This is a genomic window from Bradyrhizobium ganzhouense, assembly GCF_049949285.1.
Taxonomy (GTDB): domain Bacteria; phylum Pseudomonadota; class Alphaproteobacteria; order Rhizobiales; family Xanthobacteraceae; genus Bradyrhizobium; species Bradyrhizobium ganzhouense.
In genome coordinates this window covers 5,165,560-5,184,891 of the sequence record NZ_CP181318.1, presented here as the reverse complement: position 1 = coordinate 5,184,891, position 19,332 = coordinate 5,165,560, and the positions used below count along the sequence as shown (strand labels likewise).

General features: G+C 63.4%; 17 protein-coding genes. 5 read left to right on the top strand and 12 right to left on the bottom strand.

The window, feature by feature from the left end; translation table 11 throughout:
• Positions 1 to 2: 2 nt before the first annotated feature.
• From ACLFLU_RS23760 to gltX, 6 genes are all read right to left on the bottom strand, one after another.
• Positions 3 to 860: a carbohydrate ABC transporter permease gene (locus tag ACLFLU_RS23760; RefSeq protein WP_426407286.1), complete on the bottom strand. Its 858-nt coding sequence runs from the start codon at positions 858 to 860 to the stop codon at positions 3 to 5.
• Positions 853 to 1,773 (bottom strand): carbohydrate ABC transporter permease, encoded by a 921-nt coding sequence (locus tag ACLFLU_RS23755; protein WP_426407285.1) that lies wholly within the window; start codon positions 1,771 to 1,773, stop codon positions 853 to 855. Before ACLFLU_RS23755 ends, ACLFLU_RS23760 begins: the two co-directional genes overlap by 8 nt.
• The gene (locus tag ACLFLU_RS23750; protein WP_426407284.1) at positions 1,770 to 3,056 is read right to left on the bottom strand and encodes an ABC transporter substrate-binding protein; all 1,287 of its coding nucleotides are present in this window, start codon (positions 3,054 to 3,056) and stop codon (positions 1,770 to 1,772) included. Before ACLFLU_RS23750 ends, ACLFLU_RS23755 begins: the two co-directional genes overlap by 4 nt.
• Before the next feature lie 83 nt (positions 3,057 to 3,139).
• On the bottom strand, positions 3,140 to 4,318 hold the full coding sequence (locus ACLFLU_RS23745; protein ID WP_426407283.1) for an ROK family transcriptional regulator: 1,179 nt from the start codon (positions 4,316 to 4,318) through the stop codon (positions 3,140 to 3,142).
• A 190-nt stretch (positions 4,319 to 4,508) separates the two neighbouring features.
• Positions 4,509 to 5,813 carry a citrate synthase gene (gene gltA / locus ACLFLU_RS23740; protein WP_426407282.1) on the bottom strand — a complete coding sequence of 435 codons (1,305 nt, stop codon included), beginning with the start codon at positions 5,811 to 5,813 and terminating at the stop codon, positions 4,509 to 4,511.
• Positions 5,814 to 5,958: 145 nt separating this feature from the next.
• Positions 5,959 to 7,404: a glutamate--tRNA ligase gene (gene gltX, locus ACLFLU_RS23735; protein WP_426407281.1), complete on the bottom strand. Its 1,446-nt coding sequence runs from the start codon at positions 7,402 to 7,404 to the stop codon at positions 5,959 to 5,961.
• A gap of 67 nt (positions 7,405 to 7,471) precedes the next feature.
• Here gltX and ACLFLU_RS23730 point away from each other — a divergent pair, with 67 nt between their 5' ends.
• Positions 7,472 to 8,059 (top strand): NAD(P)H-dependent oxidoreductase, encoded by a 588-nt coding sequence (locus tag ACLFLU_RS23730; RefSeq protein WP_426407280.1) that lies wholly within the window; start codon positions 7,472 to 7,474, stop codon positions 8,057 to 8,059.
• A 94-nt stretch (positions 8,060 to 8,153) separates the two neighbouring features.
• Here the strand turns inward: ACLFLU_RS23730 and ACLFLU_RS23725 are convergent, their stop codons facing one another.
• The gene (locus ACLFLU_RS23725; protein WP_426407279.1) at positions 8,154 to 10,076 is read right to left on the bottom strand and encodes a WD40 repeat domain-containing protein; all 1,923 of its coding nucleotides are present in this window, start codon (positions 10,074 to 10,076) and stop codon (positions 8,154 to 8,156) included.
• A gap of 177 nt (positions 10,077 to 10,253) precedes the next feature.
• Between ACLFLU_RS23725 and ACLFLU_RS23720 the strand changes: the two genes are divergently transcribed.
• From ACLFLU_RS23720 to ACLFLU_RS23705, 4 genes are all read left to right on the top strand, one after another.
• Positions 10,254 to 11,930 (top strand): glutamine--tRNA ligase/YqeY domain fusion protein, encoded by a 1,677-nt coding sequence (locus tag ACLFLU_RS23720; protein WP_426407278.1) that lies wholly within the window; start codon positions 10,254 to 10,256, stop codon positions 11,928 to 11,930.
• A gap of 39 nt (positions 11,931 to 11,969) precedes the next feature.
• Entirely contained in the window at positions 11,970 to 12,356 is a 387-nt protein-coding gene (locus ACLFLU_RS23715; RefSeq protein WP_426407277.1) for a nuclear transport factor 2 family protein, read from the top strand.
• Positions 12,357 to 12,438: 82 nt separating this feature from the next.
• Positions 12,439 to 12,672 (top strand): DUF2171 domain-containing protein, encoded by a 234-nt coding sequence (locus tag ACLFLU_RS23710; protein WP_426407276.1) that lies wholly within the window; start codon positions 12,439 to 12,441, stop codon positions 12,670 to 12,672.
• A 98-nt stretch (positions 12,673 to 12,770) separates the two neighbouring features.
• Positions 12,771 to 15,050 (top strand): ComEC/Rec2 family competence protein, encoded by a 2,280-nt coding sequence (locus ACLFLU_RS23705; RefSeq protein ID WP_426407275.1) that lies wholly within the window; start codon positions 12,771 to 12,773, stop codon positions 15,048 to 15,050.
• A 10-nt stretch (positions 15,051 to 15,060) separates the two neighbouring features.
• Here ACLFLU_RS23705 and ACLFLU_RS23700 read toward each other — a convergent pair whose 3' ends face one another.
• The 5 genes from ACLFLU_RS23700 to ACLFLU_RS23680 form a co-directional block, all read right to left on the bottom strand.
• On the bottom strand, positions 15,061 to 15,495 hold the full coding sequence (locus tag ACLFLU_RS23700) for a hypothetical protein (RefSeq protein ID WP_426407274.1): 435 nt from the start codon (positions 15,493 to 15,495) through the stop codon (positions 15,061 to 15,063).
• A gap of 193 nt (positions 15,496 to 15,688) precedes the next feature.
• Positions 15,689 to 15,892 (bottom strand): hypothetical protein, encoded by a 204-nt coding sequence (locus ACLFLU_RS23695; protein ID WP_426407273.1) that lies wholly within the window; start codon positions 15,890 to 15,892, stop codon positions 15,689 to 15,691.
• A 177-nt stretch (positions 15,893 to 16,069) separates the two neighbouring features.
• Positions 16,070 to 16,771 carry a transcriptional repressor LexA gene (gene lexA / locus ACLFLU_RS23690; protein ID WP_426407272.1) on the bottom strand — a complete coding sequence of 234 codons (702 nt, stop codon included), beginning with the start codon at positions 16,769 to 16,771 and terminating at the stop codon, positions 16,070 to 16,072.
• 176 nt (positions 16,772 to 16,947) lie between these two features.
• Entirely contained in the window at positions 16,948 to 18,159 is a 1,212-nt protein-coding gene (gene glp / locus ACLFLU_RS23685; protein WP_426407271.1) for a gephyrin-like molybdotransferase Glp, read from the bottom strand.
• Positions 18,160 to 18,700: 541 nt separating this feature from the next.
• Positions 18,701 to 19,327, bottom strand: a complete 627-nt coding sequence (locus ACLFLU_RS23680) for an HAD family hydrolase (RefSeq protein WP_426407270.1) — start codon at positions 19,325 to 19,327, stop codon at positions 18,701 to 18,703.
• Between the last annotated feature and the right edge of the window lie 5 nt (positions 19,328 to 19,332).

The window sequence follows — 19,332 nt, the reverse complement described above, 5'->3', positions numbered from 1 at the left end:
CATCATTTTACGGCCCCGGCAGTGAGACCGCGTACGAAATACCTGCCGCCGAAGAGATAGATCAGCAAAGTGGGTAGCGCCGCGATGATCACCGCAGCGCTCTGCACGCCATGCTGCGGGATATCCGCGACCGCGGCAGACAGCGCGATGAGCGCGGCCGTCACGGGCTGCTGCTGGCCGGTCGTGAATGTCACGCCATAGAGGAACTCGTTCCAGATGTGCGTGAACTGCCAGATCACCGTGACGATCAGGATAGGGGCCGAGAGCGGCAGGATGATGCGCCAGAAAATACGAAAGAACCCGGCGCCATCGATGCGTGCCGCCCTGATCAGTTCATGCGGAATGGCGATATAATAATTCCGGCAGAACAGCACGGTGAAGGAGAGACCCTGGATCGTGTGGATCAGCACGAGACCCGACAGCGTGTTGATGAGCCCGATGTCCCGCAACACGATGGTCCAGGGCAGCAGGCGCATCTGCTGGGGCAGGAAGAGGCCGAGCGTGACGATCCCGTAGATCCAGTTGTCGCCGCGAAAACGCCAAAGCGACACGGCGTAACCGGCGACAGCACCGAGCAGGGTCGAGAAGATCGTCGCGGGGATCGTGACGAGCGCGGAGTTCAGCATGTACGGCCGGATGCCGGCGCAGGTCTCGGCGATGCAGAAACCGCTCCAGGCCAAGGCGTAGTTGCCCCAGGCCAAATGTTGCGGCCAGCCGATCATGGAACCCTGCGCGATCTCCTCATTGGTCCGGAGCGAGTTCAGCACGACAACGACCAGCGGCGCGAGATAGGCGGCCGCGAACAATGTCACGACCAGATAGATCAGAATCCGGCTCGGGGCGAAGCTTCGGTCACGCATGGGTGGCCTGCCGTCGCTGGACATAACGCCACGCTGCATAGGGCAGCAGCACCGCGAGTAGGATGAGCAACATCAGCACTGCCGCAGCCGCTCCGCGGCCGAGCTGGCTGCGCTGGAACATCAGATCGTAGACGACAAGGGCCGGCAGCTGGGTCGCGATGCCGGGCCCGCCATTGGTGAGCGCGCGGACGAGGTCGAAGGCCGAAATCGCGAATTGCAGTTGGACGACGACGACGGTGATGGTGATCGGCCAAAGCGTTGGCAGAATGACGCGCAAATAGGTTCGGATCGGTCCCGCGCCGTCGATCTGCGCGGCCCTGATAATGTCGGCGTCGACGGAGCGAAGGCCGGCCAGGAACAGGGCCATGGCAAATCCGGAAGATTGCCATATCGCAGCGATGACGATGGTCCAGATCGCCATGTCGCGGTTGACCAGCCAGTCGAAGTGGAAGGCGCTCCAGCCGAGGTCGTGGGCGAGCTTCTCGATCCCGATACCGGGATTGAGCAGCCAGCTCCACACCGTGCCGGTGACGACGAACGACACCGCGAGGGGGTACAGGAAGATGGTCCGCAGCACGTTCTCGCCGCGAATGCGTTGATCGAGCAGGATCGCGAGTGCGAGACCGGTGATCAAGCTCAGTAGCACGAAAGCGATGCCGAACAGCAGCAGATTGTCGAAGGCGATTTGCCAGTTCCGCGACGCCAAGACCGAACTGTAGTTGCGCAAGCCCACCCAGCCCGTGACCGGAACAAGAGTGGATGGTGTGAACGAAATCCAGATCGTCCAGATCGAGAACGAAATGAGATGCGCTGCGGACAACAGCAGCGGCACCCAGATCATCAGATATTCGGGCAGCCGGCGCACCATCTCGGATGTCGCCGGCCGCGCTGCTGTCGCGACGGCGTCGGTCAACGTGCGCCCTCGACGGCCTCGGCGAGGCGGGTAACGGCCTCCTCCGGCTTGATCGTCTTGTTCTTCGCATACTCCGTGAACACGTCGATCATCGCAGCCGTCAGGCCGTTTTCCTGCGCCATATTGTGCGCGAGGCTCAGCACGGCCTGATTGTTCGCGACGGCATTCTTCAATGCGGCCGCGGTTGTGCGTTGACCATCCGACCAGCCCTCACCGGTCAGATCGACGTCGGTGCGCACGGGGATCGACCCCGTGATCTGCGAGTACATGGTCTGGATCGCCGGATCCATCACGAGCTGAGCCATCAACATCTGGCCGGCCTGCAGATCGGCCTCCTTGCGCTGCCAGAAGATGAAGGCATCGGCGTTCAACAGGAATACCGGCTTGCCATTGTCGCTGGGGCCTGGCGCGATGATGAAGTCATCGAGCTTGTAGCCGGCGTTCTTCAACACGCCCTGCGCCCAGCCGCCCATGATCAACATGCCCGAATCGCCGTCGATAAAGCGCTTCAGATTAGTTGCATAGGGTTGGGCGCCGACATTGGGGTCCATCCATTCGGTGAGCTTGCGCATCTGCACGAAGGCTGCCTTCATCTCGGGACCCTCCAGGGCCTTCTTGTCGAGATTCATGCAGGCGGCGCGGTATGCCGTCGGGCTGATGCCGGCGAGCGAGGCCTCGAATTTTTGCCCATCGTCTGCGCGGGTGCCACCGTTGGCGACGGGGAAGGTGACCCCGGCGGCTTTCATCTTCTCGGCGAGCGCATTGAAATCCGCCCACGTAACCGGCGGCTTGTCGGCCTTGGCCTTGTCCATTGCGCGTTTGGAGAGAAACAGCATGTTGGTGCTGTAGATCTGGAGTGGCAGTGCGATCCACTTGCCTCCCGGCTTGTGCAGTTTCGCAAGGTCTGGCGCGACGACCTTCTCGTAGCCGGCAGCCGCGACCACGGCGTCAAGATCGACGGTCGGCGCAATCTTCGACCAGGCGGCAATCTCGGGGCCCTTGAGCTGGGAGCAGGCCGGCGGGTCTCCGGCGATGATCTGGGCGCGCAGCTTGTTCATCATCTCGGTGGTGAAGCCGGGGACGGGCGAGTGTTGCCAGACGCCGCCCTTCTCCTCGAACTTCTTGCCGAGCGCGGTGATCGCCGCCCCGTCGCTTCCTGCGGACCATTGCGAGATCGCGGTGAGGCGCGGTTTGACCGCGCCTTGTGCACGGGCAAAGGCCGGCAGCGCGAGCGCGGCAGCAGATCCAGCGAGCAGACGGCGCCTTGTTGTTGTGATCGGCATGGCAAGTTCCTCCCGGTTTGAAGTTCTTTGCGCTGTTTTGCGCTGTTCTTGGCGTGCGCGAGCCGCACGCGGCTTAAGTCATGTCAGGCGGCCTCCGTCGATGCGGCCGGCATGCCGCCGCTTCTGGTCAGGCAGAGTGCGGCGAAGGCGAGCGCGGCCTGCGGATCGTTGCCCATCGAGGGCGGCACGAAGGCGAGCGACACCTGCGCCAGTTTCCGGCCGCCCAGCAGGCAGGAGTCGATCCCGTCGATGACGGCCTTTCGATCGTCGTCAGTGAGCAGCGATGGCCAGCCGCTGACGACAACGCCGCGACATGGCTTGACGTTCAATGTGTTGCCGATGGCGAGGCCAAGCCTAAACAGGCGCTGGCGCAGTTCCTGGCGTACGCGCGATGTGAGGGGGATCGTGGTCACCCATTCACTGCCGAGCTGGACCAATTCTGTTTCGGTGACGCGGAGAAGGTCGGCCAGCGCAGGCAGCGACGTATAGGCTTCGACGCAGCCGTGATGTCCGCAGCGGCAACGCGGGCCGTCAGCGCCGAAGACCATGTGGCCGAGCTCGACCGGGTCGAGCGCGTCGTCCTCGATCGGATCATCCATCCAGGCGCCCGCGACGCCCTGGCCGACGAAGACGAACAGATGCGCATCGCTGAACGGATAGTTTTCGGAGCGGCAACGGTGAAAGGTGGCGTGCGCCACCACCGAATTGGTGAAGGTGACCGGCACGCCCGCGAATAATTCGGCGAACATGTCGCCGATACGTCCGACGTCACAGGGAATGATCGGATTGCCGAACTCGCTGAGCCGGCCGAGGCCCGGAACGGTCACGCCGACCTGTGCGAGCCTGATGCGGCGCCTGAGCGTCCAGTCGCGCAGCAACGCCAGCGCTTCGTGAAACACCCGGCCGACGGATTCGATGGTGGGCTTCTTGGGCAGCGGTACACGCTCGGTGTAATGCAGCTCGCCCGACAATCCGCCAACGCCGAGGCCGAGCCACTGGCCGGTCAGCTCGAGGCCCGCAAGTGCGACCGTGCGGTCGAGCGACACCAGGCCCGTCGGGCCGCCGACATAAGGGGCAGGGCGCCGCACCTCCTCGATCAGGCCTTCAGCCTTCAGGTCGAACAGGATGCGCGACAGGCTCGCTTCGGACAGGCGCACGGCGCGCGCCAGCGGCGGCCGGAACGAGCCGCCGGACTGCAGCAAATGGGTCAAAATGGCAGCGCGCGTCTGCCGCCGACTTCTCGGCTGCTCCGGCATTTCCATCCCTGTCGTCATTCTTACTTAGTGTAAGAATTTGCGCGCGGAGTGTTTCGACTGTCAAGCGCTCGTCGGTGTGATGGGCCGACTTGTTGTTGTGCGGGGCAACAAGAGGGCCCGGTCCTTACGGCATCTACACAAACAAAAACGGCGCCATCTTGCGATGGCGCCGTTCCGCTGAACCTAAGGTCCGATCTTACTTGCGATCCTTGATCGCGACGTAGTCGCGGCGGGTGACGCCGGTGTAGAGCTGGCGCGGACGGCCGATCTTCTGCTGCGGGTCCTCGATCATCTCGCTCCACTGGCTGATCCAGCCAACGGTGCGGGCGACCGCGAACAGCACGGTGAACATCGAGACCGGGAAGCCCATCGCCTTCAGCGTGATGCCCGAATAGAAGTCGACATTCGGGTACAGCTTGCGGTCGATGAAGTACTGGTCGCTGAGTGCGATCTTCTCGAGCTCGAGCGCCACCTTCAGCATTGGATCGTCGCCATGGCCGGTCTCCTTGAGAACGGCGTGACACATCTTCTGCATGATCTTGGCGCGCGGATCGTAGTTCTTGTAGACGCGGTGACCGAAGCCCATCAGGCGGACTTCAGAGTTCTTGTCCTTCACCTTGGCGATGAATTCCGGAATCTTGTCGACCGAGCCGATCTCGGCAAGCATCGCCAGCGCCGCTTCGTTGGCGCCGCCATGCGCCGGGCCCCAGAGGCAGGCGATGCCGGCCGCGATGCAGGCGAACGGGTTGGCGCCGGAGGAGCCGGCGATACGCACCGTCGAGGTCGAGGCGTTCTGTTCGTGGTCGGCGTGCAGGATGAAGATCTTGTCCAGCGCGTCGGCGAGCACCGGGTTGATCTTGTAGTCCTCGCACGGCACGGCGAAGCACATGTTGAGGAAGTTCTCGGCGAAGGAGAGCGAGTTCTTCGGATACACGAAGGGCTGGCCGACGGTGTACTTGTAGGCCATCGCCGCCAGCGTCGGGATCTTCGCGATCATGCGCATGGAAGCGATCATGCGCTGCTTCGGATCGTTGATGTCGGTGCTGTCGTGGTAGAATGCGGCGAGCGCGCCGACGGAGGCGACCATCACGGCCATCGGATGGGCGTCGCGGCGGAAGCCCTGGAAGAAGCGGGCCATCTGCTCGTGCACCATCGTGTGATGGATCACGCGGTCGTCGAAATCCTTCTTCTGCGCGGCGGTCGGCAGGTTCCCGTAGAGCAGCAGGTAGCAGGTCTCGAGGAAGTCGCCGTTCTCGGCGAGCTGCTCGATCGGGTAGCCGCGGTATTCCAGCACGCCCGCGTCGCCGTCGATATAGGTGATCTTGGACTCGCAGCTCGCGGTCGAGGTGAAGCCGGGATCGTAGGTGAATAGGCCGGACTGGCTGTAGAGCTTGCCGATATCGACGACATCAGGCCCGACGCTGCCGCTGTGGATCGGGAGATCGTAGTTCTTGTTTCCGACCGTCAGCGTGGCGGTCTTATTGCTTGGTTTTGCGTCCATCAGAGGTCCCCGATGTAAGGTGAAACGGGCCGGACCCGGAAGGCCCCGATGACATGGTGGGGCAGGCCGGATATTCCAGAAGCTACGGCTCAGATGGGTATATTATTGCTGTGTGCGCTGCAAGATCATGGCAGCCATGGTCGACTTACGTCGTAGCCTCGTCCTTGGCCTGATCCTTCAGCCGGGCAAGGCTTTCCTGGCGTCCCAGCACGTCCAAAACCTCAAATATGCCAGGCGACGTCGTGCGGCCGGTCAGCGCCACCCGTAAGGGTTGGGCGACCGCGCCGAGCTTGAGACTATTTTCCTCGGCAAAAGTGCGCAACGCAGCTTCGGTGGTGGCGCCGCTCCAGGTCTCGACATTCTCCAGCGCGGAATGAAGCTGGCCGATCAGCTTGCGGTTCTCTGGCGTCAGCAGGGCCGCCGCCTTGGGATCTAGCTGCAGCGGGCGGTCGGCGAAGATGAAATAGGCGCTGTCGATCAGCTCGATCAGCGTCTTGGCGCGCTCCTTCAGGGCCGGCATGGCCTTGAGCAGCTGGGCACGCGTGGTGTCGTTTAACTTGGCCTTAATCTCGTCGCGGGCGGGCACGACGTGATCCAGCACGTCCTCGAACATCTTCACGAGTGATTGATCGTCGGCGTGGCGGATGTAGTGGCCGTTGAGGTTCTCCAGCTTGGCGAAGTCGAAGCGGGCGGCGGCGCGGCCGACATTGGCGAGGTCGAAGGCCGCGATCATCTCCTCGGTCGAGAATATCTCCTGGTCGCCATGGCTCCAGCCGAGGCGGACGAGGTAGTTGCGGAGTGCGGCCGGGAGGTAGCCCATGGCGCGGTAGGCGTCGACGCCGAGCGCGCCGTGCCGCTTGGACAGTTTTGAGCCGTCCGGACCATGGATGAGAGGAATGTGGGACATGCTCGGCAGCGTCCAGCCCATCGCATCGTAGATCTGCTTCTGGCGGGCGGCGTTGATCAGATGGTCGTCGCCGCGGATGACATGGGTGACGCCCATGTCGTGGTCGTCCACGACCACCGCGAGCATGTAGGTCGGGTTGCCATCGCCGCGCAGCAGGACGAGATCGTCGAGATTCTCGTTCTGCCAGACCACGCGGCCTTGAACCTGGTCCTCGATCACGGTCTCGCCGGTCTGCGGCGCGCGCAGCCGGATCGTCGGCTTCACGTTGCTTCCTGGCGCCGTGGCCGGATCGCGGTCGCGCCACATGCCGTCATAGAGGCGGGTGCGCCCCTCGGCGCGCGCCTTCTCGCGCATGGCGGCGAGCTCCTCGGCGGTGGCGTAGCAGCGATAGGCCTTGCCGTCGGCGAGCAGCTGCTCGGCGACCTCGCGGTGGCGGGCGGCGCGGCTGAACTGGTAGATGACGTCGCCATCCCAGCCGAGCTCGAGCCATTTGAGGCCATCGAGGATGGCGCCGATCGCAGCCTCGGTGGAGCGCTCCCGGTCGGTGTCCTCGATCCGGAGCAGCATCTTGCCGCCGTGCTTCTTCGCATAGAGCCAGTTGAACAGCGCCGTGCGGGCGCCCCCGATGTGGAGGAAGCCGGTCGGGGAGGGAGCGAAGCGGGTGATGATCTGGGATGCGGTCATTCGATAGCGAGCAAGGACAGTGGAGGGGTGGGGCGACCGTGTATCATAGGCATGGGAGATTTTACCAATGCTAATCCAGGTCGTTCATAGCCATCCGCTCGCGGACAGCTACAATCACGCGCTGTTCCAAACCATTGTCGAGACGCTGAAGCTCCGGCACGAGGTGATCGCCACCGATCTTTACCGCGAGGGATTTTCGCCGGCGATGACCGAGGCGGAGCGGCGCAGCTATTATCAGGGTGCTTATGCCGAGGAGGCGGTGGCCAGCCTCATCACCGATGTGCGGCGCGCCGACGGCATCATCTTCTGCTTTCCGCATTGGTGGTTTTCGATGCCTGCCATGCTCAAGGGCTATTTCGACCGGGTCTGGGCGCCGGGAACGGCATTTGCCCACGATCTGGAGGGCGGGCGCATCAGGCCGCTGCTGACCAACATCCGCTTGTTCGGCGTCGTGACGAGCTACGGCTCGCCGTGGTGGCTGACCCGGATTGTCATGCAAGACCCCGGCCGCAAAGTGCTATTTCGGGCGCTGAAGCCAATGTGCGGACCTCGCGCTGGCTCATTCTATTTGGCGCATTACGATATGGATCGGTCGACACCAGCCTCCCGGGCTGCCTTTGTCGAGCGCGTGCGTGCCAGGATGGCCAAGGTTTAGCTGGACCGGGCACGGAACCAGGCGTGCGGTCCCGAACTTGGCAACCGACGGGTACAGCCACTCGGTTCTGTGCTATCCAAGCCGCCAAAGCGGGCTAGCGATCAGACGGTGCGACGAACTGTTTCGCTGCCGCGGCATCGAACGGCCGGATATCAAATCCGCGCACCAACCGCAAATCGTCCGCTCGTGGTGGAGTGTAGCGGACGTGGCCGTCCGGTAAGATCATGTGGAAACCGTTTCGCCTCCAATTTGGGATGGCCGTCCATACGCGTTTCCCGGTGGCGATCTCGTATTTGACGAAGCTGCCAAAGTCAGCATCCCGCGCTATGATGTGCGCCCCATCCGATAAAAACTGGATGGGAAACTCATCGAGATGCATGACGACGTGCCCGTCGACGATATCTGTGATGTTGGTTCCGCGTGAAGCTCCGCTGGCGGTATAATCCAGACGGACAATCATGAACCGGCCGTCCGCGGACAAATTTTGCCGGACATCCGCATGCAGGGGACCCTGGAGGCTCTTGCGCTCAACGACGCCGAGATCTGCAACAACCCGATCGCAGAAGATGACGCCGCACTCCGCATGAAAATACGGTGTAAGAGGTACAATCAGTCCGTTCTCGACGGAGCGCACGGGTTGCCAAGTGCCCTTAACGAACGCGGTGCCCTCATCTTCATTGATCAGCAATGGATCGCCCGTATTCGAGAGCCGCAGAATGTCGGTGATCCTGCCGCGATCGCCGACGTCGTATTCCTTCAGGATCTTGCCGTCATCGGAGGACCAGACCGCGACTTTCCCGCCGACCATCGATGCGATCCACTGACCGTTTGGAGAGAGGATGACGGGCCGCCAGTTCTGGGCCTGCATGCTCCGGGGAATTTCGAAGGTCGCCTTTTTGCCGCGCCGCCTGACCGTCATCAGCTGGCTTGGCGACGGATCGTCGGGCTGCAGATCGTGCAGCACGACGATCGTGCTGTCGTCATCTGAAACGATGCCATAGCCGTCCGGGCGAATGGAGGCGAACTGCTTGCCGTTGCGAAGATCCCACGCAGCCCACTCGGGGCTGCCCGGCATTCCTCCACCCCTCATCATCAAGTTGCCACTCGGTGAGATCGCGAAATCCTGGCTAGCTACCTCGCCGGAATCTGGGGGAAAACTGCATTTGATGCCCAGGCTTTGAGTTGCCTTGGCCGTTCTGGGCTCTGTGTCGGGACGAGAATAGGAGATCTCGAAAACCGTGAAATCGATATGGTTGGGATCGCACCCGCCGCCGCTATTGCCGAAAACGAGATGCTTGCCATCATAGTCGAAAGCCGAAGGAGCGCCGCCGCAGGCATCATTCGCCAGCCGGAAGAAAACCGCGGTCCTTTCCTTTTTTAAATCCCAGACCTGAAAAGTCTTCCAGTCGGCGTCGCCGACATATCCGACGATCGCGTATTCCTGCGTTGGGTTGAGCATAATCTCGTTGGATTGCTTCAACTCAGGAAAGTGCGATTGAAGGTGGTAGCGCGATAGCAACTCGGGCGGCGCCCGGTTCTCGGGGTCGTTGCTCTCGTATGACAAGGAAAGCCTCGCGATCTCGTGCAGATCCGGCTGGAGTTCGCTTGCGGCTGGCCGTCCCGTGGCGGCATTCCAGGCAACGACGTGTCCGTCGTCGTCCCGAGCGAAGACGGTCTTGCTGTCGGGCGAGATCGACAGGGCGGCAATACGCAAGCCTGGGCTGGTAAGAAATCGGAGCGTTATGCCGCTGTTGATGTCGATCAGCCGCGCGCCGGAAGCGCCGGGGGAGGTCGAGAGGAACCACGAACTGTTAGGTGCGAGCAGGAAGGCGCGGTTGCCGCCGGCCTCGGTTTGCGGCGTCGCTACGAAACCTTTGAGTTCGCCTTGACCAGGACTCTCGACAGCCACGCCACTGGTCGCCGCCTTGGCTTCTCCTGCGAGAGCGAGACCAGCGCTGCTACCTGCCACCATCACCGCCATCAACAACGGGACGAACGAGCGGCCGACGATGGTCATTTCGGGAATCCTTGGGGCGTCTTGAAGTGGAGCAAGTATGCCATCCAAAGAGTGCGTAATTCGAGAGGAACCACTTATAATAGTTTCCGAACAGCTTATAACGGCTGCGAAACCGGGCTTGGCTCAGCCTCCCGAATTTGGCAGAAGGGCCGCTGATTTCCCTACAGGATTTTCGTAATGACAGAACCGGTGGCGACTGACGTTGGGCGCGATTTCATTCGTGACATCATCCAGGCCGACCTCGATCAGGCCAAGTACCAGGAGATCGTGACCCGGTTCCCGCCGGAGCCGAACGGCTATCTCCATATCGGCCACGCCAAGTCGATCGCCCTCAATTTCGGCATCGCCCAGGAGTTTCCGGGCCGCTGCAATCTGCGCTTCGACGACACCAATCCGGTCAAGGAAGAGCAGGAATATATCGATTCCATCCAGGCCGACGTGCGCTGGCTCGGCTTCGACTGGGGCAAGAACCTGTTCTTCGCCTCGGACTATTTCGACCGCCTGTACGAATGGGCGGAGCAGCTGATCCGCGACGGGCTTGCCTATGTCGACGACCAGACCCAGGAGGAGATCCGCGTCTCGCGCGGCACGCTGACCGAGCCCGGCAAGAACTCGCCGTTCCGCGACCGCAGCGTAGATGAGAATCTCGACCTGTTCCGGCGCATGAAGGCCGGCGAATTCCCGAACGGCGCGCGCGTGCTGCGGGCCAAGATCGACATGGGTGCCGGCAACATCAATCTGCGCGACCCCGTGCTCTATCGCATCCTGCATGCGCACCATCCGCGCACCGGCACCAAATGGAGCATCTATCCGAGCTACGACTACGCCCACGGCCAGTCGGACGCGATCGAAGGCATCACGCACTCGATCTGCACGCTGGAGTTCGAGGATCACCGGCCGCTCTATGACTGGTTCATCGAAAAACTGCCGGTGCCGTCCAAGCCTCACCAGTACGAGTTCGCGCGGCTGAACCTGACCTACACGCTCTTGTCCAAGCGCGTGCTGACCCAGCTCGTCCGCGACGGCCACGTCGCCGGCTGGGACGATCCGCGCATGCCGACCATAGCGGGCATGCGTCGTCGCGGCGTGCCGCCGGCGGCCTTGCGCGAATTCGTCAAGCGGATCGGCGTGGCCAAGGCCAACAGCGTGGTCGATGTCGGCATGCTCGAATTCTGCATCCGTGAGGAGCTGAACCGCACATCGCAGCGGCGCATGGGCGTGCTGCGGCCGCTGAAAGTCGTGATCGAGAACTATCCGGAAGGGCAGACCGAGGAGCTCGAGGCGATCAACCATCCGGACGATCCCAGCGCGGGCACGCGCAAGATCACCTTCGGCCGCGAGCTCTATATCGAGCAGGACGATTTTATGGAGAACCCGCCCAAAAAATTCTTCCGCCTGTCGCCGGGCAACGAGGTGCGGCTGCGCTACGCCTATTTCGTCAAGTGCACCGGCGTGATCAAGAACGACGCGGGCGAGGTGGTGGAGCTGCGCTGCACCTACGACCCCGCGACCAAGGGCGGCAACGCGCCCGACGGCCGCAAGGTCAAGGCGACCATGCACTGGCTGCCAGCGGCGACGTCCGTGCCCGCGGAGATCCGCATCTACAACCAGCTGTTCGCCAATCCGAGCCCGGACGCCTCGAACTTTGCGGCAGATCTCAATCCGCAGTCGCTGGAGATTTTGGCCGACGCGCGGATCGAGGCATCGGTTGCCGAGAGCAATTCCATCGAGCCGATGCAGTTCGAGCGTCAGGGCTATTTCGTGCGCGACAAGGACTCGACGCCCGGAAAGCCAGTGTTTTCACGCACCATCGGCCTGCGCGATACGTTTGCGAAGGAAGTCGCCAAGGGCTGACGCGACAAGGGCTGAGACGACAAGGGCTGAGGAACGACAATGAGCAACGAGGCCGACGCCATCGTTTCCGCCATCATCGCGAAGTGGTGCGCCGACTTCGCGACGCTCGATGCGGCGGCGCTGTCATCGCTGTATTCGAAGAATGCGTTCTTCTTCGGCTCCAACCCAAAGCTCTATCGGGGCAGGGACGGCGTTGCCGATTACTTCAACGGCCTGCCGCGCTGGCGCAAGCCAAGCGCGGTATTTTCCGAAGTGAATGCGGCGCAGGCCAGCTCTGATCTGGTCAACATGGCCGCAATCGTGTCGTTCGACCTTGCCGGTGAGCGGCCGGAGTTCTCGGTCAAGATGAGCTGGGTCATCCTGCGCGAGGACGGCGACTGGAAGATCGTCAACCATCATGCCTCGTCACGCGCGCCGTTGATCTGACGGGGCACACGGCATCGTCATTCCGGCGAGGCAACGAACGCGCTCCCCGCGCGTTGTGTGGGTCCCCAACGAGGATCCCACCATGCAGAACATCGCAGAGCATATGGAAGTCATCGGCGCCGACGGCGTCCATATCGGCACGGTCGACAAGGTCGAGGGCCATCGCATCAAGCTGACCAAAAAGGACAGCGGCGAGGGCAGCCACAAAGGCCATCACCACTTCATCGACAAGGGCCTGGTTGCCGGCGTCGAGGGCAACAGGGTCCGGCTGTCGGCCAAGGCGGATGTCGCCGTGACGATGGAAGAGGAAAAGTAGGACTTTTCCACCGCCTGTTCCTGATCCGTACCGCTATTCGCACCGCTGCACGTTCCGGTAGCGTCCGCCTCCGTCGCGTATCGCAGGGTTGCTAAGGAATGGCGGAGCCGGGTCGGCCAATGCGGTCCCAGGGTGTCGCGGGGACTTGGCCCGTCGGCCGAACTGCTTCGGCCGGCGGCTTTCTGCCGGCAGGCTTTGGCGTCTGGCCCACGATCGTCGGGACGCTTCGCGAATGGGCAAAGGCCGAAGCCGGCGCCGGGCGACTATTTCCCTGGGTGCCCATCGCCTTCAGCTGCGGCATCGCGCTCTACTTCGCCGCCGATCATGAGCCGGTGCTGTGGGTGGTTGCCTCGACGGCGTTGGCGCTGGCGCTCGGTGCCATCCTGTTGCGGCGAAGCCGGTGGTTTGCGCCCGCGATCATGATCGCGGCGGTCGCGGCCGGCTTTGCCATGGCGACCTGGAAGACCGCGCGCATCGCGCACACGGTGCTCGCAAAGCCACTTTATTCTGTGTCGCTGTCGGGCTTCGTCGAGACCCGTGACATTCGCGAGCGCACTGACCGTTTTGTCCTCCGCGTCACTGCGATGGAGGCCCAACGCAGCGACGTGAAGCTCGAGCGCGTCCGCCTCTCCGTGCGCAAGGGGACGGCGCCCGATGTCGGCAGCTTCGTCCAGTTGAAAGCGCGCCTGATGCCGCCGCTGTCGCCGCTGCGGCCGGGCAGCTATGATTTCTCGCGCGACATGTTCTTCCAGGGCATCGGTGCCTCTGGTTTTGCGATGGGGGCGATCACGACTGTGACGCCGCCCGAGACCGGCGGATTGCAGCTACGCTATGCCGCGATCATGCAAGGCCTGCGCGACACGATAGATGCGCGCATCCGGGCAATACTCGACGGCGACAACCGCGCCATCGCGACCGCGCTCCTCACCGGCCGGCGCGATGCGATCACCACGCCCGTCAACGACGCGATGTTCATCTCGGGGCTCGGTCACGTCCTCTCGATTTCTGGCTATCACATGGCTGTTGTCGCGGGTGTCGTCTTCTTCACGGTCCGCGCGCTGCTCGCGCTGATCCCGGGACTGGCAGTGGGCTTTCCCATCAAGAAGTGGTCTGCCGCCGCGGCGCTGTTTGCTTCCGCTTTCTATTTGCTGCTTTCGGGCGCTGAGGTCGCAACGCAGAGATCGTTCTTCATGACCGCGGTGGTGCTGATCGCCGTCATGGTCGATCGCCGCGCCATCACGTTCCGCACGCTGGCAGTTGCGGCGCTCATCGTGCTCGCGGTCGCGCCGGAGGCGCTGGTGCATCCGAGCTTCCAGATGTCCTTTGCAGCAACGCTCGGGCTCGTCGCGCTGGTGCAGATCGGCATGCCGAACCTGTTTGCTTCGCCCGATCATTCGACGACCGCGCGCATCGCGCTGTGGGGCGGTCGCGAGATCGCGATGCTGTTCATGGCCTCGATGATCGCGGGGCTTGCGACCACGCCCTATGCCGCCTTCCATTTCCACCGCGTGACGCCCTACGGCGTGCTCGCCAATCTCGGCGCGATGCCGGTGGTGTCGGCGCTGGTGATGCCGGCTGGACTGCTGGGATTGCTCGCGGCCCCGTTCGGGCTCGACGGCGTGTTCTGGTGGCTGATGGGGATCGGCATCGACTGGATGATCTTGGTCACGCGCTGGGTGGCGGCATTGCCCGGTGCGATCGGTCACGTCGGCGCCTTCGGCACCGCGCCGCTGATCGCCGCGAGCCTCGGGCTCATCCTGATGGGCCTGTTGCGCACGCCGCTGCGCTGGTCAGGTGCTTGCGTGCTCGTGGCTGCGACCGTCTGGGGGCTGTCGGTCCGGCAACCCGATATCCTGATTGCCGGTGACGGCCAGAACGTCGCGGTGCGAGGCCGGGACGGGCAGCTGCATCTGATCAGGACGAAGAAGGACAATTTCCTGCTGAAGGAGTGGCTTGCGGCGGACGCTGATCCGCGCGATGCGGCCAGCGCCTCGCTCGGTGACAGCGTGTCATGCGACGATGCCGGCTGCGTGACGCCGCTTGCCGACGGCCGCATGGTTGCGCTGGCGCTGCGCATCGATGCGTTGAGTGACGATTGCGGCCGCGCGTCACTGGTGGTGACGGCAAGGCCCGCGCCGCCGGATTGTGGTGCGATGGTGGTCGATCGGCTACGTCTCGCGCGCCAGGGCGCGCTGGCACTGACGCGGCGTGGCGACGGCTTTGCGATTCAGGCGGTGAAGGCGAGGGGCGCAAACCGCCCCTGGTCGCCGGCGGCGGCCGGCGATGGAGATTTCGAACAGACCCTCATACCGCGGTCGGCAGCTCCGCGCGTCCGTGACGCAACACCGTCGGAGGCCGATCTTCAGGCGGAGGACTAAGATCGACAGCTTAGCCGATCGGCAGACGCGCAGGCGTCGAGCGGCTGTCGGCAATGATCTGCGGCTTTTGCTCGCGCTCGCCGAGCGGCTGGGTCACGGGCAGTTGCAGCACGGTTGCGCGCTGGCCTTCGACGAGCTGCGTCACCAGCACGTATTTGCCGTCGGGGAATTCGATCGCGTCGTGATGGCGGTCGGGAACGTGCGGATCGACCTTGCCGAACTTGCCGACGCGCGAGTTGACGGTGCGTGTCCAGATCCAGCGATTGTCGTAGCGGACGTTGTCGGCGAAGGCGAGCTCCGTTCCCGGCAGCAGGCAGACGGCGACGGACATATCGGCTTCGGAGGCGAAGCCGCGCGTCGAGGTGCCGCGGAATGTTGTCGTGACGATTGTCTCGCCGACTTCTGCGGGGCGCGTCGCGACAGCGTGCAGGCTGTAGTCACACATTGGGTGCTCCTCATTCAGGATAGAGCACCCGCGCCTCTTCTGAGGCGCAGGCCTCTATCAGAGTGGAAGCCTGTGATCATATGCTTTTTTGTGGGCAAATCTGCGGCTCGCCTCCGCAGAGCGCGATCACATTATCTTTTTCAGATGCGCAAGGAACAAAGGCTGCCCCCGTGCATTCGGTGAACGCTTTGGCTCAGCGGCCGGCAGGTGCCGACCAGCCCGAATATGGCCAGGCCGGTTGCGACGGCTGCTCGACGGCGTTGCGGGCATTGCGGAATTGCTCGCCGGTTGCCTGCGGTGCCTTGCGGGCATGGTGCTGCGGCTGTGCGGCGAAAGCTTGCGACGCGGATGCTACGATCAACGCCATCGCAACTGTGCTCAGAACGATCTTGCGCATGGTTGTCTCCTCGGTCTGTCAAAGGCCTGCGAAGCGATGCGCGCTTCGTTGCGGCGTGCCGAGGATGTAGCGCTGGAGAGGTGGCCGGATAATCTGTGCAAAACCAGAAAGACTATCCAGCCGGAGCGGACAATCGTCCGCTCCAATCGTTGATGGCGGTCGTCGACCGCGACGCGCTCAGTACTTCCGGTACAGCCCGATCAGCTTGCCCTGGATTTTGACCCGGTTGGGCGGCAGGATGCGGACTTCATAGGCCGCGTTCGCCGGCTCGAGCGCAATCGAGGCGCCGCGACGGCGGAAGCGCTTGAGTGTCGCTTCCTCGTCGTCGATCAGGGCGACCACGATGTCGCCGGTATCGGCGCTCTCGTTGCGCTGGATCAGCGCCATGTCGCCGTCGAGAATGCCGGCTTCGACCATGGAGTCGCCTCGCACTTCGAGCGCGTAATGCTCGCCTGAGCCGAGCATGTCGGGCGGGACGCTGATGGTGTGGCTACGGGTCTGCAGAGCCTCTATCGGCGTACCGGCCGCGATCCGGCCCATCACGGGCACCGCGACGGGACGCTCGCCCTCGTCGGCGGGCAGGCTCGACGTCGTGCGGACCTTGCCGAGATTGCCTTCGATGACGCTCGGCGTAAAGCCGCGGCGGCTGCCGGCGGCGGCCTGGAGCTCAGGCAGCTTGATCACCTCGATGGCGCGGGCGCGGTTGGGCAGGCGGCGGATGAAGCCGCGCTCCTCGAGCGCGGTGATCAGGCGGTGGATGCCTGATTTCGAGCGCAGATCGAGCGCGTCCTTCATCTCGTCGAAGGAGGGCGGCACGCCGCTTTCCTTCAGGCGCTCGCTGATGAACCGCAGGAGCTCGTATTGTTTGCGCGTTAACATCTCGACCAAAATCCCCCGGTTGACGTCGTTCGATTCCGAGACGCTGAATTCAGCAATAAGCCGCTGCACGCTCGAAACAAATCATGAACGGACACTATATGTTCGATACATGTTCCGCAACTGCTTAATTTAGCGTGAACGCGACAAAGTTCGCAGAACGGTTGCGAACGATGCGCTCAAGCGGGCAGTCGCAGCACCTCGCAAGCAGCGCCGGCGTCGGCCTTCGGAGCGAATGGTGCGCGCACGAGAAGTGCCTGTGCCGCAGCGAGATTTGCAAGCAGCGAGGAGTCCTGGTGATTGACGGGAAGGGCGATCAGCGTGCCGTCATCACGCACATCGAGGCGCGCACGCAGATAATCCTCGCGCTGGTCATTGGCGCCGACGTCGCGGCCGAGCACGGCGCGTTCGCGGCGGTGATGAACCATCGAACGGCCCGACAACGCGCGAATCAGCGGCACCATGAACAGGAAGCCGCAAACGTAGGATGACACGGGATTGCCGGGCAGGCCGATCACGCGCATCGCTCCGAGCTGCCCGTTCATCATCGGCTTGCCCGGTCGCATCGCGATCTTCCAGAACGCCATCGAGGTGCCTTCGTCCTTCAGCGCCTGCTGCACCAGATCGTGGTCGCCGACCGAGGCACCGCCGGTCGTGACCAGGATGTCGGCGCCGGATTCGCGCGCGCGGCGGATGCCGGCGGTGGTGGCGGCAAGCGTGTCGGCGGCAACGCCGAGGTCGATGGTGTCAGCACCCTCGCTGCGGGCGAGCGCATGCAGGGCGTAGCCGTTGGAATAGACGATCTGGCCATGGCCGGGCGTGGTGCCCGGCATCACAAGCTCGTCGCCGGTCGCGAGAATCGCGACCTTTGGACGGCGGCGGACGGCCAACTGCGGATGGTTCATGCCGGCGGCGAGCGCGAGATCGCGCTCGGTGAGCCGGGCGCCCTTGCGCAGGAGCACGTCCCCTTCAGAGAAGTCGATGCCGGCCGGGCGGATGTGCCGCCCGGTGACGGCGGCCTCCGTGATCGTGATGCGCTTGCCATCGGCGACGGTGTCCTCCTGGATCACGACCGCATCCGCGCCATCAGGAACGACGCCACCGGTGAAGATCCGTACGGCTTCGCCGGCGCCAACAGTTCCTGCGAACGGCCGGCCGGCAGCGACTTCGCCAATGACGTTGAGCTGCGCGTCAATCTTGGCCGCATCGGCCGCGCGGACGGCATAGCCATCCATCGCCGACATCGCCTGCGGCGGCTGCGTCCGCCGCGCCGCGACGTCGCGTGCGAGCACACGGTGAAAAGCCGAGTCGAGCGCGACCGATTCCTCGGGCAGCGGCTCCGCACCGGCGAGCACGGCAGCAAGCGCATCGGAAACCGGCATCAGGGCCACGGTGAAAACTCCAGCTACGCCCGTTCGGGCAAATCAGCGGCGAGAGTTCTAGCCGAGTGCAGGCGCAGAGGCAAAAACGGTGGTCGCACAGGTTGCTTTAACCTGCGTCATCCGCGCAGCGATGGAGTGGGAGCATCAAGTCCGCCGGGGATGATCCGGAAGGCGAGATAGACCAGCACGAGGATGACGAGAGTCACGGCCAGTGTCGGTCAGGTCCCCGGCTACCTGTCTGAACTGACATCGGGCGCTCGAGGGCCCTGATCCCTGTCGGGCATCGGATCGGCCTGGGCCTTCAGATCAGCCGCCTTGCTCATCAGCTTGGCTGAAAGCTCTGAGTCTGAGGTGGTCCTGGCGAATTTGACCAGCAGTGAGGCCTGCTTGGTGAGGTAGGTTTTGCCCAACACGATGATACGTCCGTTCGTAGAAGTCCCAACGGACTCTAGAGTCCGGAAGCGGGCATTCCGTTCCCGGAACTCTGTACAAAAATGCACAAAGTGTTTCGGTTCCTCGTGTCCGGGCGAAATTGTTCCGGAATCGGCCGTTAGATTCCCAGCGCCTTGAGTGCATTGCCGACGTCGCGGGGCGAGGTGACATGCACCGCCTTCAGCCCGCGGGCGCGGGCGCCTTCGACATTCTGGGCGAGGTCATCGAAGAACACGATCCGGTTGGCCGGCACACCGATCGCGGTGACGACATGGTCGAAGGCTTCCGCGTCCGGTTTGCGCAGGCCGATGCTGGAGGACAGATAGAGCTCGCGGAAATGGCCGAGCAGATCGGCATACTGCCTCGAGAAATGGTCGACGTGCGGGCGGTTGGTGTTGGAGAAGGCAAACAGCGGCATCTGCTTCGCCGCCCGCGGCAGCAATTCCGCGATGTCGGGCATCTCGCCGGCGAAGATCGCGTTCCATCCTTCCAGGAATTGCGCATCCGAAATGCCGATGCCGAGTGATGAGCGCAGCGACTGGAAATAGGCCTCGTCGCTGATCTTGCCGACCTCGTGCAGCCGGTAGGCCTCGCTGTCACGCTGATAGCGCGTGACGATGGCTTCGGGCTCGAGGCCCGCATGTCCCGCCCAGCAGGCGATCGCCTTGGAGAAATCGATGTCGAGCACGACGCGCCCGAGATCGAACAGAAGCGCATCGGCGCTGCCGGGAGAGAGCGATGTCATTCTAT